General features: G+C 68.2%; 17 protein-coding genes and 1 pseudogene. 11 read left to right on the top strand and 7 right to left on the bottom strand.

The annotated features are described in order from the left end of the window. Positions 1 to 11: 11 nt before the first annotated feature. Positions 12 to 359: a YidH family protein gene (locus ACQEXA_RS00090; protein WP_432938642.1), complete on the bottom strand. Its 348-nt coding sequence runs from the start codon at positions 357 to 359 to the stop codon at positions 12 to 14. A 523-nt stretch (positions 360 to 882) separates the two neighbouring features. On the opposite strand from ACQEXA_RS00090, the gene ACQEXA_RS00085 reads away from it, so the two are divergent. Both ACQEXA_RS00085 and ACQEXA_RS00080 read left to right on the top strand, forming a co-directional pair. After that, positions 883 to 1,494, top strand: coding sequence for a hypothetical protein (locus ACQEXA_RS00085; protein WP_433128034.1), 612 nt, complete (start codon positions 883 to 885; stop codon positions 1,492 to 1,494). Between the two features lie 669 nt (positions 1,495 to 2,163). Next, positions 2,164 to 3,132 carry a ferritin family protein gene (locus ACQEXA_RS00080; RefSeq protein ID WP_432938648.1) on the top strand — a complete coding sequence of 323 codons (969 nt, stop codon included), beginning with the start codon at positions 2,164 to 2,166 and terminating at the stop codon, positions 3,130 to 3,132. A gap of 105 nt (positions 3,133 to 3,237) precedes the next feature. On the opposite strand, the gene ACQEXA_RS00075 is transcribed toward ACQEXA_RS00080, so the two are convergent. Further along, entirely contained in the window at positions 3,238 to 3,402 is a 165-nt protein-coding gene (locus ACQEXA_RS00075; RefSeq protein WP_432938651.1) for a hypothetical protein, read from the bottom strand. 229 nt (positions 3,403 to 3,631) lie between these two features. Here ACQEXA_RS00075 and ACQEXA_RS00070 point away from each other — a divergent pair, with 229 nt between their 5' ends. Further along, complete coding sequence (locus ACQEXA_RS00070) at positions 3,632 to 4,282, top strand: DUF305 domain-containing protein (RefSeq protein WP_433128032.1); 651 nt, start codon at positions 3,632 to 3,634, stop codon at positions 4,280 to 4,282. A 395-nt stretch (positions 4,283 to 4,677) separates the two neighbouring features. On the opposite strand, the gene ACQEXA_RS00065 is transcribed toward ACQEXA_RS00070, so the two are convergent. Together ACQEXA_RS00065 and ACQEXA_RS00060 are read right to left on the bottom strand one after the other, a co-directional pair. Then, positions 4,678 to 4,851 carry a hypothetical protein gene (locus tag ACQEXA_RS00065; RefSeq protein WP_432938656.1) on the bottom strand — a complete coding sequence of 58 codons (174 nt, stop codon included), beginning with the start codon at positions 4,849 to 4,851 and terminating at the stop codon, positions 4,678 to 4,680. A 505-nt stretch (positions 4,852 to 5,356) separates the two neighbouring features. Beyond that, positions 5,357 to 6,136: a transposase gene (locus ACQEXA_RS00060; RefSeq protein WP_433128030.1), complete on the bottom strand. Its 780-nt coding sequence runs from the start codon at positions 6,134 to 6,136 to the stop codon at positions 5,357 to 5,359. Positions 6,137 to 6,202: 66 nt separating this feature from the next. Here ACQEXA_RS00060 and ACQEXA_RS00055 point away from each other — a divergent pair, with 66 nt between their 5' ends. The 3 genes from ACQEXA_RS00055 to ACQEXA_RS00045 all read left to right on the top strand — a co-directional run bounded on the left by ACQEXA_RS00055 (position 6,203) and on the right by ACQEXA_RS00045 (position 10,405). After that, a complete protein-coding gene (locus ACQEXA_RS00055; protein ID WP_432922089.1) occupies positions 6,203 to 7,132 on the top strand; it encodes a transposase family protein in 930 nt (309 codons plus the stop codon). 117 nt (positions 7,133 to 7,249) lie between these two features. Next, positions 7,250 to 8,515, top strand: a complete 1,266-nt coding sequence (locus tag ACQEXA_RS00050) for an IS701 family transposase (RefSeq protein WP_433128028.1) — start codon at positions 7,250 to 7,252, stop codon at positions 8,513 to 8,515. 183 nt (positions 8,516 to 8,698) lie between these two features. Further along, positions 8,699 to 10,405, top strand: a complete 1,707-nt coding sequence (locus ACQEXA_RS00045; protein WP_433128026.1) for an ISAzo13 family transposase — start codon at positions 8,699 to 8,701, stop codon at positions 10,403 to 10,405. Between the two features lie 14 nt (positions 10,406 to 10,419). On the opposite strand, the gene ACQEXA_RS00040 is transcribed toward ACQEXA_RS00045, so the two are convergent. Next, the gene (locus tag ACQEXA_RS00040; protein ID WP_433128024.1) at positions 10,420 to 11,250 is read right to left on the bottom strand and encodes an ISL3 family transposase; all 831 of its coding nucleotides are present in this window, start codon (positions 11,248 to 11,250) and stop codon (positions 10,420 to 10,422) included. A 127-nt stretch (positions 11,251 to 11,377) separates the two neighbouring features. On the opposite strand from ACQEXA_RS00040, the gene ACQEXA_RS00035 reads away from it, so the two are divergent. The 3 genes and pseudogenes from ACQEXA_RS00035 (at position 11,378) to ACQEXA_RS00025 (ending at position 13,546) form a co-directional block, all read left to right on the top strand. Next, positions 11,378 to 12,469, top strand: a complete 1,092-nt coding sequence (locus ACQEXA_RS00035) for an integrase core domain-containing protein (RefSeq protein ID WP_433128022.1) — start codon at positions 11,378 to 11,380, stop codon at positions 12,467 to 12,469. 31 nt (positions 12,470 to 12,500) lie between these two features. After that, positions 12,501 to 12,686, top strand: a pseudogene (locus tag ACQEXA_RS00030) (transposase); the annotation flags it as partial. 299 nt (positions 12,687 to 12,985) lie between these two features. After that, a complete protein-coding gene (locus ACQEXA_RS00025) occupies positions 12,986 to 13,546 on the top strand; it encodes an NADPH-dependent FMN reductase (protein ID WP_432938664.1) in 561 nt (186 codons plus the stop codon). A gap of 182 nt (positions 13,547 to 13,728) precedes the next feature. Here ACQEXA_RS00025 and ACQEXA_RS00020 read toward each other — a convergent pair whose 3' ends face one another. Continuing rightward, positions 13,729 to 14,973 (bottom strand): IS110 family transposase, encoded by a 1,245-nt coding sequence (locus ACQEXA_RS00020; protein ID WP_433128020.1) that lies wholly within the window; start codon positions 14,971 to 14,973, stop codon positions 13,729 to 13,731. 318 nt (positions 14,974 to 15,291) lie between these two features. Then, positions 15,292 to 15,711, bottom strand: coding sequence for a transposase (locus tag ACQEXA_RS00015; RefSeq protein ID WP_432938669.1), 420 nt, complete (start codon positions 15,709 to 15,711; stop codon positions 15,292 to 15,294). Between the two features lie 53 nt (positions 15,712 to 15,764). Here ACQEXA_RS00015 and ACQEXA_RS00010 point away from each other — a divergent pair, with 53 nt between their 5' ends. Continuing rightward, the gene (locus tag ACQEXA_RS00010; RefSeq protein WP_433128018.1) at positions 15,765 to 16,445 is read left to right on the top strand and encodes a hypothetical protein; all 681 of its coding nucleotides are present in this window, start codon (positions 15,765 to 15,767) and stop codon (positions 16,443 to 16,445) included. Next, positions 16,445 to 16,846, top strand: coding sequence for an integrase core domain-containing protein (locus tag ACQEXA_RS00005; protein WP_432938674.1), 402 nt, complete (start codon positions 16,445 to 16,447; stop codon positions 16,844 to 16,846). Before ACQEXA_RS00010 ends, ACQEXA_RS00005 begins: the two co-directional genes overlap by 1 nt. The last annotated feature ends 53 nt before the right edge of the window (positions 16,847 to 16,899 follow it).

The following is a 16,899-nucleotide window of genomic DNA, read 5'->3' as shown; positions in this document are numbered from 1 at the left end:
GAACGTGCTTGTCAGATGAGCACGATGACGACGAGCAGGGCGAGCAAGGTGACTACGGTGGCAGTCGTGATGACTCCGAATCGTGCAGGGGCGTAGAGGCCGGCATCGAGTTGTTGCCCGACAGATCGGTACCGGTATGTGCCGTATCCACTGATGTTGAGCTCGGCGAGGATGAGGATGCCATCGGAGGCGACGGCGTGGACTCCTCGGTGGGGGGCGAATTTGGCGACGGCCACTCCGAGGGCGGCCACGCTGATGCCGGTGCGCAGCCAGGCGAGGTAGGTGCGTTCGTTTGCCAAGTGGTCCCGGGCGCGGCCGCCGGCGTTGGGTGACGGGCCCTTGGGCGTGTCCGGGTTCACGGTTCAGCTGGTTCGTTCGCACTGGGTGTGGGGTCCAGGTGCCGGTGTGGGCGGGCTCGGGTTGACCGGGGCCTTGTGCCGGTCATCGTCCCGGGCAGGAACCGCAGTCGGGACGTCTTTGGTCACGGACGTCGTCACCGGCGGATACTCGTGCAGCCGTGCCTCCGTGGCCGACTGATCCAGCCGCTCATCCGCCATCGGCTTCTCCCGGGCACTCCTACGGATCCCGTTGACCCGACGCTATGAGGCCCACCCCTGACCCGCATCCCAGCCCTGCTCAACGGGTGAACCGGTGCCAACGGGGGCGGCAGCTGCTTGTACCAACCGCAATGACCTTGCGACGAGAGGTTCGGGGGGAAGAGGCCTGCCAAGCGGCTGTTGAACCCTTCCCGTCATGCCGAGAGGTTGGGCCGTCCGTCCCCCCGTCGAGGACCTTCGACCCGTACCGGCCTGCGGGCTCCTTCGACACGTTGGGTGGTGACAAGGACTCCTTCCACCACCACATCATCGGAGGAGAAACGTCATGGCCGTCCACCACGCGCACTGGCTCCCGCACCGGGACAAGACCGTTCCTCCGGCCGACCAGCCCTGCGATCTCGCCGGGCGGGACGGGTTCACCCTCGCCGCAGCCAGGGTGGTAGCAGGCGCGCGGCTGATCATGAGCTTTGTGTTCCTCTGGGCCTTCCTGGACAAGACCTTCGGCTTTGGCTACGCCACACCACCGGCCAGAGCATGGATCAACGGTGGCTCACCCACGATGGGCTTCCTCGGGCGCGTCAACGTCGGTCCCATGGAGTCGACCTTCCACAACTGGGCCGGCGCAGCCTGGGCCGACTGGCTGTTCATGCTGGGGCTCCTGGGCATCGGGCTCGCCCTGCTGGGCGGCATCGCGCTCAGGCTCACCGCGATCTGCGGAACAATCATGCTTGTCCTGATGTGGGCTGCGGAATGGCCGCCCGCAAAACACCTCTCCGACGGATCTCCGAGCATGTCCACCAATCCTGTAGTGGACTACCACATCGTCTACGCGGTGCTCCTGATCGTGCTCGCCGCAGTGGGCGCCGGAAACACGTGGGGGCTGGGCCGTGTCTGGGCGTCCCTGCCGCTGGTCCGCAACCATGCCTGGCTCCGCTGACACCGGGCCGCAGATCGGCGACGCACAGGTGGTGATCGTGTCGGCGAGGTCGAAGGAGGCGCCGATGACGGTGGCCTGGCGCTGGTAGCGGCGGACGAGCCGGTGGAAGGCGTTCTGCCAGGCGTGGGTGCGCTCGACGTGCCGACGCCGACTGTCCCGGATGGGCGCCTTCTCGCCTTTGTGCGCGATCCGGCTGGTAGGCCGTAAGCAGAGTGCGGGTCTTGTCGGAGTCGTGGCTGGCGTCCAGATGCACGGTGATGGGGCCGGTCCGTGTGCGGCGGCACAGGCCGGGCCCGCTCACGGGTTCGACGCCACTTCGGTACTGGGAAATGACGCCGAGGGAGCAGAGGTGGGAACACGGCGGTCACCTGGACGACTTGAGTACTGACCCTCCCGCACAGCTACCAGCGCGGCAAGACAGTCGTCTATGGCCGCGGCCGCACCGCCCTGATCGGCGGCACACAGGTGGGCGAGTATTTCTTCCTGGATGACGCCCATCCGGCGATGGTGGCTCTGGTGTATGCCGACACGCAATCACTGTGTGTATTCACTCGAAAGGATTGCGTGAAGGAGCGGGGGTGTATGTGTGCGAGTCACATGAGGAGAGGGCGCCCGCACTCAAAGTGCCCCGAAGGAGCTCGCACCCAAAGTGCCCCGAAGGAGGACGTCATGTCCCGCCACTCGATACGTAGGCTCCTGGTCGGTCTGTGCACGCTGACGGCAGCCTCGCAGGCTGCCACGGCCGTGGCCCTTGCAGTGCCGGCCGATCAGCACCGGGCCACGTACAGCGCCGCCCGGGCTCTGCGCCCGCAGACGCTCTCCGACCTGACCACCGCGATGAAGGGCGAGGGGTTCGCCTACGCCTCCTACAACCTCTACGGCGCCCAGGCCGACCGAGAAGGCCATCCGGCCGTGGGCAATCTCTTCCGGACCACAGCGCAGACCGAGCTGAACGAGCACCTACACGAGGCGGCCACCCTGGCTGGCGTGGTCGGAACGGACGCGGACAACCTGCGCCAGGCCATCAACGGCGAAACCTACGAGCATCAGGTCATGTACCGCGGCTTCGCCGACCAGGCCCGCAAGGACGGAGACATCAAGGCCGCCGAGCTGTTCACGGAGATCGCCGCGGACGAGGGACGCCACCGCGACGCCTACCGCACCGCTCTCACGGTCGTGACCACCGGCCGCGGCACCATCCCGGCGCCACCGAAGGCCGACACGATGTCGTTGCCCGCTGGCATGCCGAAGGTGAAGGCTGCTCGTACCCTGGCCAACCTCGACACCGCCCTGCACGGGGAAGCACTCGCACACGCCAAGTACATGCTCTTCGCCGCCCGCGCCCAGCAGACCGGCAACCCTGCGCTGGCCCGCCTGTTCGAGGGCACCGCCGGGGTCGAGCTGCACGAACACTTCGCCAGCGAAGCGGTTCTGGCCGGCCTGGTCCGCACGACGAAGGACAACCTGAGCAAGGCCATCACGGGGGAGCACAACGAAGCGACCACCCTGTACCCGGGATTCGCCGAACGGGCCACTGTCGTCGGCGACACCCCAGCCGCCCGCTACTTCCGCGATACCGCCGCCGACGAGGCCAAGCACGCAGCCGCCTTCCAGCAGGCACTCAACCAGCTGCCCTGACTCCGGCCAAGCCGCGAGACCGTCCGGAGGCGAGGCATGAACGACCGGCCGGTCGACGCGTCACATGGGCCGACCCGGGCTGCCACTGGCGCGGCGGCTGCCGCGTCACTGCCTGCCGCCGGCCAGGCCTGTCGAGAAACGGCCATGCCAGGCCGCCGTCGCATCCGAGTCACCGATCTGGTGCGCGTCAATGGCCGCGCCGACGGCCACGACCAGGGCGATCACCAGCGCCGCGACGCGCACCGGTGGGGAAGAGGCCAGTCGCGCCACGGCCGACCCCCGCCCTCGGGGAGCTGTCGGCGCCCGCGTTGCAGATGAGTGGCAATACGCCTGGGAGAGACGCTAGATCTCCAATGAGGCCGCCAAGCGCACCATGTCAGCGGCTGTCGGAGGGGTCTGCGGTGCGACAAATGGCGGTTGTGACGTGCCACGCTCCGCGGTTCAGCGCCGGTGGTCGTATAGCTTGGACCTCGCTGTCACGCCCGTTGGAGTCTGGCACATGCTCCTCTCCCATACATCACACCGCAGCATCGCCCTTGCTGCCGTCGGAACAGCGGCGGCCCTCGCCGTGACCGCTTGCGGCGGGGGCGGCGCAAGCAGGGGCGGCATCAGTTCGTCCACCCCGGCAACCGTGTCGCCGAGCGCCACCGCGTCGGCGACGGCCTCGGCGGGGCAGCACAACCAGGCTGACGTCCGCTTCACCCAGGAGATGATTACCCATCACCATCAGGCCATCGTCATGGCGAACATGGCGCCCCAGCATGGTGCTTCCCCGGACGTGAAGGCCCTGGCCGAGAAGATCAAGAAGGAGCAGACCTCGCAGGTCGACACAATGGCGCACTGGCTGACCTCCTGGGGCGAACGGGTACCACCAGAGCAGAGCGGCCTGGGACCGGGCAGCCCGAGCGGGATGCCCGGCATGATGACCGAACAGAAGATGGACGAGCTCAGGGACACCAGGAGCACAAGCTTCGACAAGATGTTCCTGACCATGATGATCGAACATCACCAGGGCGCGGTAGAGATGGCCAGCACAGAGAAACAACAGGGGGCCTACGGGCCGGCCAAGGAGATGGCCAGCAAGATCGCCACGACGCAGACGGCGCAGATCGCCCAGATGCGCACCATGCTGGCCGGCAGCACGCCCTGAGTTCCACTGGCAGGCAACCGCCCAGACCACAGATTGGTTCCGACAGACTTTGGCGCGCAGTCGCGTCCCCTCTCACCTGCGCATTGTCACAGTAGGCGGTAAAGCAGCACCTCAACCTGGCCTCGCTGCAGGCCACCGCCGTCATCGACCGCTTGGGCGACACACTACGAACGGCGGTCCTGTGGGGACTTCGGAACCGACAGCCCGTGCGGCCTCCTCTTCGCCGTCGCGATCGGCGTTGCGCCCGCCACGTAAACCGCCCGCCGAGGTTGTGCCCTGGCAGCGTCCAAGAACTGATCGGTTCTTGGACAGGGGGCGCCGGGACGTGTGGAGGACATATCGGGTGTCCATGAAGGGTGTCCACGGTGGCCCCTTCGTAGGCACGAAGGGCGTGGTCACCGAGTGACGATTGTGGCGACCAGCGTGGCCATGAGCGTCACGTCCGCCAGTGCGACGCCGATCGGCGCTCCCCACGTGGGGTGTTGGCGTACGAGGTATGCGAGACCGCCATAGATCAGCAGACCGACCAACACCAGCAGCAGGACGATCAGTAGGGCAAGCGTAGACACGGAAAGCCCCCTCGGCTCGGGCATCAGGTGCCGCGTATGGTGCGCCTTTTGCGACGTGGAGTGCGCGCGTAAGGGTGCCTCGCCAAGCAGGTGAGGCACCCCGTTGTCGGAGCCGGTGGACGGCCACCAGGATCTGCTGGTGAGCCGTGGCTCGGTGAAGACGCCTCTGTGACCCCAGACCGGCAAACGATCGCCGGGCAGGCGGCCGGGTGGGTGCGGTTCGCCATTTGGCGAGGTCGCCGGAGGTGCCCCGGGCCGTGTCGACGGCGGCGATGAAGCAGGGCGGGATGTCCGGGGAGGTCGGTGTGCGCCGCGCCTTGGAGTCGAGGCCTGCTCTCGGGGCCGTAGATGGTCTGCAGGTACTCGCGGCCACGGCACTTGATGCAGCGGCCCGCGTGCTGAGCGACCTGGAGAAGGACAGGCCTCACCCGGCGTCTGGTTGTGGTTGCGGGTGCCGAAAACCGGCTCTGTCCCAATTTCCGTGATGGGGCGTTCGTTGGGTTGGTCATTGGGCCGCCAGGACGCACGTGCGTAAGAGGGGGAAACCGGCCCGGCCGTACATCCTCCGCTTGATCAGCTTGGTCTTGGTGATGGTGCCCTCGACGACGCCGGTGCTCCAGGGCAGCGTGACCCCGGCCAGGACGGCCGACCAGTCCTGCTCGATCCCGCGGACGAAGGAGCGCAGTTCCGGTTGGTCGTCGGCGAGAACTGCGGTGGTCCACGCCCGCAGCCGGGTGCGGTTGCGCTCGCCCGGCCGGGTCACCAGCGCGGCGAAGCCGCGGACGTGCCCGGTGAGAGCGTCCAGTTCCGGGCAGACCTCCAACGCCTGTTTCAACTGCTGCCGGTCGCCGGGACGCAGACGCTGGGGATCGGACATGATCCAGGCGGTGAGCCGTTTGACCTTCGGCGCCTGCGCGGCCGGTGGCGCCTGCTGCGCGGCGATCAGCGGGGCGAGGTAGCGGCGGACCAGCTGGACGGTGCCGGTATAGCCCAGGGCCCGGATCTCCTCGCACAGCCGGGTCGGAGAGTGCATCCCCTGGTCCCACCGCCGGTGCAGGTAGGGCGTGAAGTCCTCCAGTGCGGTCACCCGCCCGCCCAGGGCCTTGGCCAGGACCTCCTCCACGCTTGCGGCGCGGGCGAAGCGGCGCACGGAGCGCATGCCCAGGCCCAGTTCGCGGGCGATCTCGCCCAGCGCGTAGCCCTGGTCCAGCAGGCCGTGCACGGCGGTGAACCGCTGCCGGGTCCGCTGCACCAGCACCCGGTCCTCGAACGCCGCCGCGATCACTTACGGCTTGGTGCGCGATAGCTGACACCCCCTGCCTAGGTACGCGAACGGCCGTGCGGGACGATCATGATTGTGACGTCAGGATGGGCCCGCACGGCCTTGAGGCATCGTATCTGTACGGGGATCCCGCGCCGCCGCTTAAGCAAGCTGATTGTGGAGCTGGCCGACCCGTGGACGGCCCGTGAGGAGTCCCGGCTGCGCGAACGCCGAGGCCACGACCGGCAGCGCGCCGCAGGAGCCGGCCCCGACCACGAACTGGTCTTCACCGACCGGGTCATTGCCACCCTGGTCGTCCTGCGCTTCCAACTCCCGCACGCCGCCCTCGCCGTGTTCTACGGCGTGGACCGCTCCACGATCACCCGCGCCGTTCACGAGGTACGCCCCCTGCTCGCCGCCCGCGGTTTCGCTATCCCCGATGGCCCCGACCTGCGGCTTCGCTCCCTGGCTGATGTCTTCGCCTACGCCGCCTCCCACGGTGTGGAACTGCGGATCGACGGTACCGAGGTCCGTGTACGCCGCCCCCGGGCGAACAAGCCCGGCCGCCGGGCGTTCGTCTCCGGCAAGATGAAGCAGAACACCAAGAAGGCCAGCGTCATCAGCGACGAGAAGGGCCGCACCCTGTGGACCGGGGCCATCCGGCCCGGCCGTATGCACGATCAGACCGCGCTGAAGACCGAAGGCATCTCGGACCTGTTCGAGCAGTTCCCCCAGGTGAAGGCCAAGGTGGACGCCGGATACCGAGGCCTGGCCAAACAGTTTCCCAACCAGGTCGAAGCCCCGCCGCTGAAGCCGAAGAAGGATTCCCCGCCCGAAGAAGTAGCTGTCTGGGAGGCCGCTCGCAAGAAGCAGTCCTCCGAGCGGATTCCAGTCGAGCACGCCAACGCCGAGCACAAGCAGTGGCGGTCCCTCCAGCGCTGGATCGGACGCCGCGAGTACTACGACGAGACCCACCTGGCCATCGCCAGCCTGGTCTCCGACCGCACCGCCGAGCGGTGATCATCCACCAGCCAACCCGCCAGGCCAACACGACCCGACCTCAATCGCGCACCAACTCGTTAGTAGGACTTTGTTAGCTCGGAAATATTGTGTGCCGGATTTGTGTTGATCTGTTCTGTGACGCCAGAAGAGATCAACGAACTGCGCCCCCGCCTGGAAGCCTTCATCGCCCCGATGCTGGCCGAGCTCCCCCGCGCCGACCAGCGGGAGAAGGGAGAGCTCTACGTCCGGGGCCTGATGATGGATGGGCAACGCAAGTCCATGCAGCCCATGGCCGAACGCCTGGGCGTGGACCACCAGCGCTTGCAGCAGTTCATCTCCTCCTCCACCTGGGACTACACCCGGGTCAGAGCCAACATCGCCACCTGGGCGAGCGGGGCGTTCCCCGTGCGGGCCTGGGTCGTCGACGACACCGGCTTCCTCAAGGACGCCGCCTCCGTCAGCAGTCCCGGAGTGGCCCGGCAGTACACCGGCACCGCGGGCAAGATCACCAACTGCCAGATCGGCGTCAGCGTCAACCTCATCGGCGACACCGCCTCGGCGGCGGCCAACTGGCGCCTGTTCCTGCCCGAGAGCTGGGACCCCGCCCTGATCGACGACCCCGAGCAGGCCGCCCTGGTCCGCACCCGGCGCCGACGCTGCGGCATCGGAGAGGACTTCGGCCACCGGGCCAAGTGGCACCTGGCACTGGACATGCTCGACGAGATGGCCGGGGACTGGGGCCTGCAGCCCCCACCGGTGGTCTGCGACGCCGGCTACGGCGACATCACCTCCTTCCGCCTGGCCCTGGAAGAGCGCGGCCTGGCCTACGTCGCCGCGGTCAAGGCCACCACCAGCGCCCACCCCGGGCAGGCCGTCCCGCAACAGCCCCCCTACGCCGGACGCGGCCCGCGCCCGCGCCCGCGCTACCCACAGGATCCGTCCTCCCTCAAGGAGTTGGCCATGGCTGCCGGGCGAACGGCAGGACACTATGTGACCTGGCGGCACGGCACCCGCACCAGCAGGAGCAACCCTTCCGCCGCGATGCGCTCGCGGTTCCTGGCCCTGCGCGTGCGCCCGGCCAACCGGGACATCCCCCGTGCCGACGACGGCTGTCTGCCCGAGTGCTGGCTGCTGGCCGAATGGCCCCCGGGAGCGGCGGAGCCGACCGACTACTGGCTCTCGAACCTGCCCGTCGGCACTTTGCTGCGCGACCTGGTCCGCCTCGCCAAGATCCGTTGGCGGGTGGAACACGACTACCGGGAACTGAAGTACGGCCTCGGAGTGGACCATTTCGAAGGACGCAACTTCACCGGCTGGCACCGTCACGTGACCATGGCCGCGCTGGCCCAGGCGTTCTGCACAGAGCTGCGGCTGGACCCAAAAGTCCCTGCTCGGGCCTGACGCTGTACGCCGTCCTGAAGGCACTCCAGACCCTTCTGGCGCTGTGGACCGGGATATGCCGAGCTTGCCGCCAACCACTTCTGCGGAACCAGCAACAAGCCCGAGCTCCCACCTAACAAAGCCCTATTAGGGCGCGCAGAGAATCAAGGTGTTGCTTCCGTGGATCTGGCTCGTTGATGTGATATGGCCATATCGCAGGAGACTCGTGATCAACTCTTTGTGAGATTAGCGGTGTTGGTTCCGCACCTGGACGAGCGTCAGCGCCGTCTGCTGATGGGAACCGAGGCCCGGATCCTGGGACACGGCGGGATCCGGGCGGTCGCGCAGGCGGCCGGGGTCAGCGAGACCACCGTCCGCAAGGGCGTCGACGAGCTGGAGGCGGGTGCGGAGCCTTCGGGACGGGTCCGCCGCCCCGGCGGCGGGCGTAAGAGGGCGGCCGAGGTGGACGAGGGGTTGCGTCCTGCGCTGTTGGCGCTGGTCGAGCCGGATATGCGTGGGGATCCGATGTCGCCGCTGCGCTGGACGACGAAGTCGACGCGCAAACTCGCCGGTGAACTCACTCGGCAGGGCCATCGCGTTTCGGCGGACACCGTCGGTGACCTGCTGCGCGAGGAGGGCTTCAGTCTGCAGGCCAACGCCAAGACGATCGAGGGCAGCCAGCATCCCGACCGCGACGCGCAGTTCCGCTACATCAACGAACAGGCCCGCGATCACCGAGACGCCGGGGATCCGGTGATCAGCGTGGACACGAAGAAGAAAGAGCTGGTCGGCGAGTACAAGAACGCTGGGCGTGAGTGGCAGCCTCAGGGCGAGCCGGTGCAGGTCAAGACGCACGACTTCCTCGACCGGCAGGGGCCGGGCAAGGCGATCCCCTACGGGATCTACGACATCACGGCGAACACCGGCTGGGTCAACGTCGGGTGCGACCACGACACCGCGGCCTTCGCGGTCGCTTCGATTGGCCGCTGGTGGCATGCCCGTGGCCGGCACGACTACCCGCATGCCGCACGGCTGCTGATCACCGCGGACGCCGGCGGCTCCAATGGCTACCGCACCCGCGCATGGAAGACCGAACTCGCAGCCCTCGCGGCCGAGACCGGCCTGCAGATCACGGTCTGCCACATGCCGCCCGGCACATCGAAATGGAACAGAGTGGAGCACCGGCTGTTCTCCCACATCTCCATGAACTGGCGCGGCAGACCGCTGACCAGCCACGACGTCATCGTGAATACCATCGCAGCCACCACCACCGGCACCGGGCTCCGGGTCGAGGCCGCACTCGACACCAACACCTACGACACCGGCATCAAAGTCACCGACGCCGAGATCGACGCCCTGGCGATGAGCAGGCACCGCTTCCACGGAGACTGGAACTACACGCTCCACCCCGCCGATGCCCCGCCCACTCCCGGCCCGAGGACGGATCCCGCGACCGTCGCCCGGCCGGCTGCAGCACCGGCTCGCATCGACGGCTCCATGCTCTGGGACCCTGAGCTGACCGGCATGACCTTCGTCGAACTGGACACCCTGCTCAACGATCTGATCCCTGCCCTGGCCGAACAGCGCGAGCGGCTCCGCCACGAGCGACGGGGCGGCGAACGACACCGAACACGCGGCGCAGGGGCCAAGGACAAGCTCTCCGACGCCGACCGGATCCTGGCCACCGTGCTCTACCAGCGCAAGATCGGCACCCATGACTTGCTTGCCCAGCTCTTCGGCGTCACCAGAAGCACCCTCACCCGCGCTGTCCAGGAAGTGCGACCCCTCCTGGCCGAGGCCGGCCACACGATCCCGCCGTCGACAGCCAGATTCCGCACCCCAACGGACCTGGCTACCCACCTCGACAGGTACGGCAACCAGCCACCAACGAAGATCAAACCAGCATGTTGATTCTCTGCGCGCCCTTAGGCGGCGGCCCTCTCGCCGGGTGTGTGCGCCTGGGCCAGCCCCTCGCGCAGCGGAGCGCGCAACCGCGACACCGCCCGCTCGACGTGCTGGCCGAGGTTGTGCCACAGGTGCCAGCGGTCCGCGACGTGGACCGCGCGCGGCGCGCCCCGGTGGCCGCCCTCGTCGTAGGCGCCGTCCCGGTCCCGGCAGATCACCGTCACCCCCGGATGCGCGGCGAGCCAGTCGGCCACGGTGTCGGCGTCCTTGGCGGGCAACAGGTCGACCGGGCGGTGGGTCTGGCAGTCCACCAGGATCGTGCCGGCCCGGTGGCCGCGGCCCAGGGCGAAGTCGTCGATCCCCAGGACGGTCGGCGTCGGCGGCGCGGGATCGGGAAGCGCCGCGAGCAGCCGCAGGAGGGTCATCCGGCCCACCCTGGCGTGCAGCACCGCCGCCAGCCGCGCCCCGGCCCGTCCGGACAGCACCACCGCGATCGCCGTGAGGGTGCGCTGCAGCGCGGCGGTCCGCCGCCCGTGCCGGAACGTCAGGTCGGGCACCTGCTCGGCGAACGTGCGACGCCGGCAGGCGGCGGCGTCGCAGAACAGCCGCCGCACCGACAGGTCGATCACCACCGGCCGGTAGCCGATCGCCGCGTCCGCCAGGCGTCGCCGGTAGCGGCTGTGCACCCGGGCCGAGGCCGTCCCGCAGCCCGGACACGCCACCGGCCCGCCACGCGTCTCCGCCGTGATCGTCAGGGCGCCGTCCGCCTCCTCGACGCCCAGGACCCGGACCCCACTCAGGTGCGGGAACAGCAGGGGGAAGACCTGGCTACACACCCCGCACGCTGCCACCCCGGCCCCACCTGTCAACCATCACGGAAAGTGGGACAGAGCCCGAAAACCCCATCCATGGCCTGTGACGTGCAGGTTCTCACGAACGGTCGTTGGCTGCTGGACAAGCGTGTCAAGCTGATCGATCGTGCTGCTGCGACTGCCCTACCTCGCCGTGTCGAGCGTGTTCGCCTTCATTCGGCTGCTGCCGATGAGCGATGTTGACAAGGACATCGAGATACTCACGCTGCGGCATCAACTGGCCGTCCTGCAGCGGCAGATCGACAGGCCGCGCATCATGCCGGCGGACCGCGCTTTCCTGGCGGCTCTCCTCCACCGGCTCCCGAGGCCCAAGCTGCGGCAGCTTCACCTGCTTGTCTCCCCGGACACGATCCTGCGGTGGCACCGAGATCTGATGCGCCGTTGCCACGCCGATGCCTCCCGTCGCAAGCGGTCCGGCAGACCGCCGACCCAGCGCAACATCCAGGCTCTCGTCCTGCGCTTGGCCCGCGAGAACAGCTCCCGGGGGTATCGACGCATCCACGGCGAACTCGCCGCCCTCGGCGTCAAGGTCGCACCCTCTACGGTGTGGGAGATCCTGAAGCGGCACGGGATCGAGCCGGTGCCCGAACGCGACCGTCAGACCTGGGCCGCGTTCCTGCGCGGCCAGGCCCACGTGATCCTGGCCGGTGACTTCTTCACCGCCACCACGCTGAACGGCGCGAGCTTGTACGTCTTCGCGGTCATCGAGCACGTCAACCGCCGCATCCGCGTCCTCGGCGCGACCGCCCATTGCACTGCGGACTGGGTGACCCAGGCTGCGAGGAACGTGGTCATGGACCTCCAGGACGCCGGCGCTACCGTCACGCACCTCATCAGGGACCGCGACAGCAAGTACACCCGTGCGTTCGACGTCGTCTTCGAGGCCGAGGGCATCGAGATCGTCACCACCGGTATCCGCGTTCCCCGCATGAACTCAATCATGGAACGCTGGGTGCAGACCTGCAGACATGAACTCCTCGACCGCATCCTGATCTGGGACCTGCCCCACCTGCTCCACGCGCTCACCGAGTTCGAGTCGTTCTACAACCAGCATCGGCCGCACCGCAGCCTGCACAGCGCGGCACCCCTGCGGCCAGTTCCCGAACCGATCACCGAACCCGGCCGACTCCACCGGCTGGACATCCATCGACGTGCTCGCCTCGGCGGCCTCCTCCACGAGTCCGCACATGCCGCCTGAACAGCGCGGACGTAATAATCGGCACCCGCACCTGCCCCGCCGTTGGGTCGTCGAAAGGTCCTTTGCCTGGCTGCTACGCAGCCGGCGTCTGGTCCGTGATTACGAAAGACGCACCGACGCCAGCGAGACCGTCATCCTGTGGTCGATGGCCATGCTCATGAGCCACCGCTTGGCCGTCCGACACCAGCAGCGTCCTGCTCCGGGGCGGGCGGCGTGAACCTGCCCGGCTTCTCCTCAACCAGCCAGCCCCGTTCCACCAGTCGTTCAACCGCGCCCGCGCTCCCTCGACACGGGAGGCGGACACGCTGTCCCAGCGCAGTCCCGTGAGTGGGATGGGGTGGCTTTGGGGGGGGCGTGCTGCTCCCCGGAACGCTGCTCCCCGGAACCGCGCGGCCTGCCATGTCATGCCGGGCCGCGCGAGGGTGGTAGAGCCGCAACGGATCATCGTCCTGGCGGCTTCCCGTTCGCGAAGCAGACGTGTATGCACACTGCTCTTATGTATGGAAAAGGTCAAACATGGCCAAGATCGGAATCATCGTCGGCAGCACCAGGCCCGGCCGTAACGCAGAGGCCGTCGCCCACTGGGTCTACGAGTCCGCCGCCCAGCGCACCGACGCGGAGTTCGAGATCGTCGATCTGCTGGACTACAAGCTGCCCATTCTGGACGAGGCCTACCCGGCGACGTTCGGCAACTACACCCAGCCCCACACCAAGGCCTGGGCCGAGAAGATCGCTTCCCTCGACGGCTTCATCGTCGTCACCGGCGAGTACAACCGTTCCATGCCGGGTGCGCTGAAGAACGCCATCGACTTCATCTACGCCGAGTGGAACAACAAGGCCGTGGGCTTCGTCAGCTATGGCTCGGCCGGCGGCGCCCGCGCCGTGGAGCACCTGCGCGGCATCGCGGCCGAGATGCAGCTGGCCGATGTCCGCTCCCAGGTGACCCTCTCCCTGTTCACCGACTTCGAGAACTTCACCACCTTCAAGCCGGCCGACATTCACCGTGACGCGCTCGTCACGACCCTGGACCAGGTCGTGGCGTGGTCCAAGGCCCTTGCTCCGCTGCGCGCCAGCTGAACCGGCCGCAAGCCGACTGATCAGGTGCGACCTTCGGCACGCCTGACGGCGATGGCCACGTGCTTGCCCTGACGGCAGTGACGGCGACTCGCCGCAGAGGGGATTGCGACACCCCACTGCAGCGGGTCGCGTTCAGCGTCTCTGGTCCGAAAATGACGTCTGACTGACCCCGGCCGTGACTGTCACGGCGCTTCGATTGGTTCGAAGCGGACGGTGAGTCCGAGGGCGTTGGCCTGCCGGGTGATGCGCCGCAGGGCTCGTTCGGGGTTGTGCTTGGTGTAGTAGTCGCCGCCGAGATCGTGGAAGCCGGTGTCCTGGGTGAGTATGTGCCACACCGCGGTGAGGATGGAGTGCTCCAAGGCGACCAGGGCCTTCTTCTTTCCCAGGCGGGGCATCAGCCGCATGTAGCGGGCACCGAGGTAGGTGCGATCCCGGGTGCGGGATGCGGCCATGGCCGCGGTGCCCAGGGCTGCGCCGAGCCAGCGGTTGCCGTGTCTTCTGCGCCCGGACTTCTGTTTGCCGGCGGACTCGTGGTGCCCGGGACAGACCCCGGCCCAGGAAGTCAGGTGTCCGGCGGTGGCGAAGCGGGCCATGTCGCCACCGGTCTCCGCGATTAGCACCTCGGCGACGGCCTGCCCGACCCCGGGGATGGTCTGCAGCAGCTCAAGCTGCCGCGCAAAAGGGCGCATCTCCTCCTCGATCCGCCTGGACAACTCCGCGATCGTGGTCTTGAGGTGGTCGATGCGCTCCAGGTGGAGTCGGCACAGGAAGGCGTGGTGCTCGCCGAAGCTCCCGGTCAGCGCCTCCACCAGCTCGGGGATCTTGGGCCGCATGCGGGCCTTGGCCAACTGTGCGAGGGCGTGGACGTCACGTTCCCCGTCGATCAGCGCGTCCAGCATGGCCCGCCCGGACACCCCCAGGATGTCGGTAGCCACCGTGGAGAGCTTGATCCCGGCGTCCTCGAGCTCCTTCTCCAGGCGCTGGGCCTCCCGGGACATCTCACCGGCCAGGGTGGAACGGTAGCGGGTCAGGTCGCGCAGGTGTCGGATCGGCTCCGGCGGCACGAACGAGGCCTTGAGTAGTCCGCACTCGCCCAGCTGGCACAGCCACGCTGCGTCCGCGACATCGGTCTTGCGGCCGGGCAGGCCCTTGGCGTGGGCCGCATTAACCAGGATCACGTTCAGGCAGTCTTCCAGCAGGTAGAAAGCCCCGCGCCAGTAGTCGCCCGTGGCCTCCATAACCACCAGGGTGACCCGCTCGGCGACCAGCCAGTCCCGCAGCTCAAGCAGCGCGTTCGTCGTGGTCGCGAAGGTCCGGATCTCCTGCCAGCGCGAACGCCTGCCGCTCGCGCTGGGCGTGCGTACGCACGCCTTCAGGTCCTTCTTGCCGATATCCAGCGCCGCGCACCGCTCATGCAGCACATCCATGAAAGCCCCTCCCACCCGTGATCGACGCCAAAGGTGCGCCGTCCGGAGGAGCCACAGGGCTGAAGAGTCTGGTCCGCGTGCTGCCGCAACAATTGACGGTTCCTGCAAGCGGCTCCCGACGCCATACTGACGCTCGAGCTCACAGGCATCACAGATTCGCCGGCGTCCCGGACGGACACGCCCCCGATTTTCCCGGCCTCACGGCGGCCGGCGCAGCCGGTCTGGGTTACTGACGCGTAAATAGCAGCAGGTCAGGGTGGTGTGGGCAGCACTGGGTGCCCGGTGGCCGTGGGGTTGCTGGGTGTCCGGGGTTGTCGGTCAGGCTGCGTGCTCCCTCGGGTTGAGGGTGACGGTGTAGCCGAGCTGGTTGAGCTGGTTGATCGCGCGGCGGGTGGCGCGTTCGGGGTCGCGTTGGGTGAAGTAGGTGCCGCCGAGTTCGTGGTAGGGGACGTTGTCGGTGAGCATGTGCCAGATCGCGGTGATGATCGAGTGTTCGACGGCGACCAGGGCCCGCAGCGGGCCGCGGCGTGAGGTCAGGCGTTTGTAGCGGGCCTGCAGGTAGGTGTCCTTGGTTCGCACCGCGCCGAAGGCGGCCACGCCGAGGGCGCCCTTGAGGTAGGGGTTGCCGGGGCGGACCTTGGTGTTCTTGGTGCGGCCGGCGGACTCGTGGTGGCCGGGGCAGACCCTGTGGGTGCCGACAACCCTGTCACCTGTGCTGAGCTGCGGCTTCAGGGTCACGGTGTGATCACATCGAAAGTGCTAGTGAGCCCGTCCGCGCACGCTGGGGAATCGTGACGTTCCGTCTGGTCTACCGATTCGGCTGCCTCCTGCTCGGCTGGCTGCGCCTGCTGGCCCGCTCCTCCGCGGCCAAGGATGTGGAGATCCTGGTGCTCCGGCACCAGCTGGCCGTCTTGCAGCGCAGCAGTCGCAAGGCCGTCTTCACCGGCGGGGACCGCGCGATGCTCGCAGCCCTGCTTCGGCTCCTGGGAAAGCGTCACCGTTCGGCGCTGAAGCTGCTGGTCACCCCGCGTACCGTGCTGCGCTGGCACGCGAGACTGGTCGCGAAGAAGTGGACCTATCCGCACCGCCGCCCGGGCCGCCCGCCCAAGTCCGAGGCACTGCGTGCTTTGGTGCTGCGCCTGGCCCGCGAGAATGACGGAGGGGGGTATCGCAGGATCCATGGCGAGCTGCTCAACCTGGGCTGGAAGGTCGCCGCCTCGACGGTGTGGGAGATCTTGCAGCGTGCCGGGGTCGATCCGGCGCCCCAGCGCGCCGACCGCTCCTGGGCGAAGTTCCTGAAGGCCCAGGCCGCCGGGATCTGGACGACCGACGTGTTCCACGTGGACACGGTCTTCCTGCGCCGCCTGTTCGTCCTGTTCTTCGTCGAGCACGGCACCCGGCGGGTGCACATCGCCGGCGTCACCCGCAACGTCACCGCCCATGGGCGACCCAGTGCGCCAGAAACCTGCTGATGAGCCTGGACGACGTGCGCACCGCCGGCATCCGGTACCTGATCCGCGACAACGCCGGCTCCTTCACCGAGGGCGTCGACGCGGTCTTCACCGCCGTTGGCGCCCGCGTGGTGCCCATCCTCCCCGGTGCGCCCCGGATGAACGCGATCGCCGAGCGCTGGGTCGGATCCTGCCGACGCGAAGCCACCGACCGCATCCTGATCACCGGCGAGCGGCACCTGCGCCTCGTCCTCGACGAGTACGCCCACCACCACAACGGACATCGGCCTCACCGATCACTCGGCCAGCGATGCCCCGACAGTATCGGCGCGCCCGAACCGCCCGCCGCCGATGGCCCATCGCGCATCCTCCGGCGGGGCCGCCTCGGCAGCCTCATCCACGAATACGCGCAGGTCGCATAGGGTGACGGGGGTAGTCGGCACGCACAGGTCTCGGTGAACAACGTCGCGAAGCT

The sequence above is a fragment of the Streptomyces sp. CA-106110 genome, assembly GCF_050936285.1.
In the GTDB taxonomy this organism is placed as follows: Bacteria; Actinomycetota; Actinomycetes; order Streptomycetales; family Streptomycetaceae; genus Streptomyces.
This window is presented reverse-complemented; position numbering and strand designations above follow the sequence as displayed.

What these genes read in the sequence shown, in the direction of transcription:
- ACQEXA_RS00085 (WP_433128034.1), top strand. Translation starts at nt 883, where the DNA reads ATGGCCGTCCACCACGCGCACTGGCTCCCGCACCGGGACAAGACCGTT.
- ACQEXA_RS00025 (WP_432938664.1), top strand. Translation starts at nt 12,986, where the DNA reads ATGGCCAAGATCGGAATCATCGTCGGCAGCACCAGGCCCGGCCGTAAC.
- ACQEXA_RS00045 (WP_433128026.1), top strand. Translation starts at nt 8,699, where the DNA reads ATGGCCATATCGCAGGAGACTCGTGATCAACTCTTTGTGAGATTAGCG.
- ACQEXA_RS00080 (WP_432938648.1), top strand. Translation starts at nt 2,164, where the DNA reads ATGTCCCGCCACTCGATACGTAGGCTCCTGGTCGGTCTGTGCACGCTG.
- ACQEXA_RS00070 (WP_433128032.1), top strand. Translation starts at nt 3,632, where the DNA reads ATGCTCCTCTCCCATACATCACACCGCAGCATCGCCCTTGCTGCCGTC.
- ACQEXA_RS00020 (WP_433128020.1), bottom strand. Translation starts at nt 14,973, where the DNA reads ATGGATGTGCTGCATGAGCGGTGCGCGGCGCTGGATATCGGCAAGAAG.
- ACQEXA_RS00055 (WP_432922089.1), top strand. Translation starts at nt 6,203, where the DNA reads ATGATTGTGACGTCAGGATGGGCCCGCACGGCCTTGAGGCATCGTATC.
- ACQEXA_RS00005 (WP_432938674.1), top strand. Translation starts at nt 16,445, where the DNA reads ATGAGCCTGGACGACGTGCGCACCGCCGGCATCCGGTACCTGATCCGC.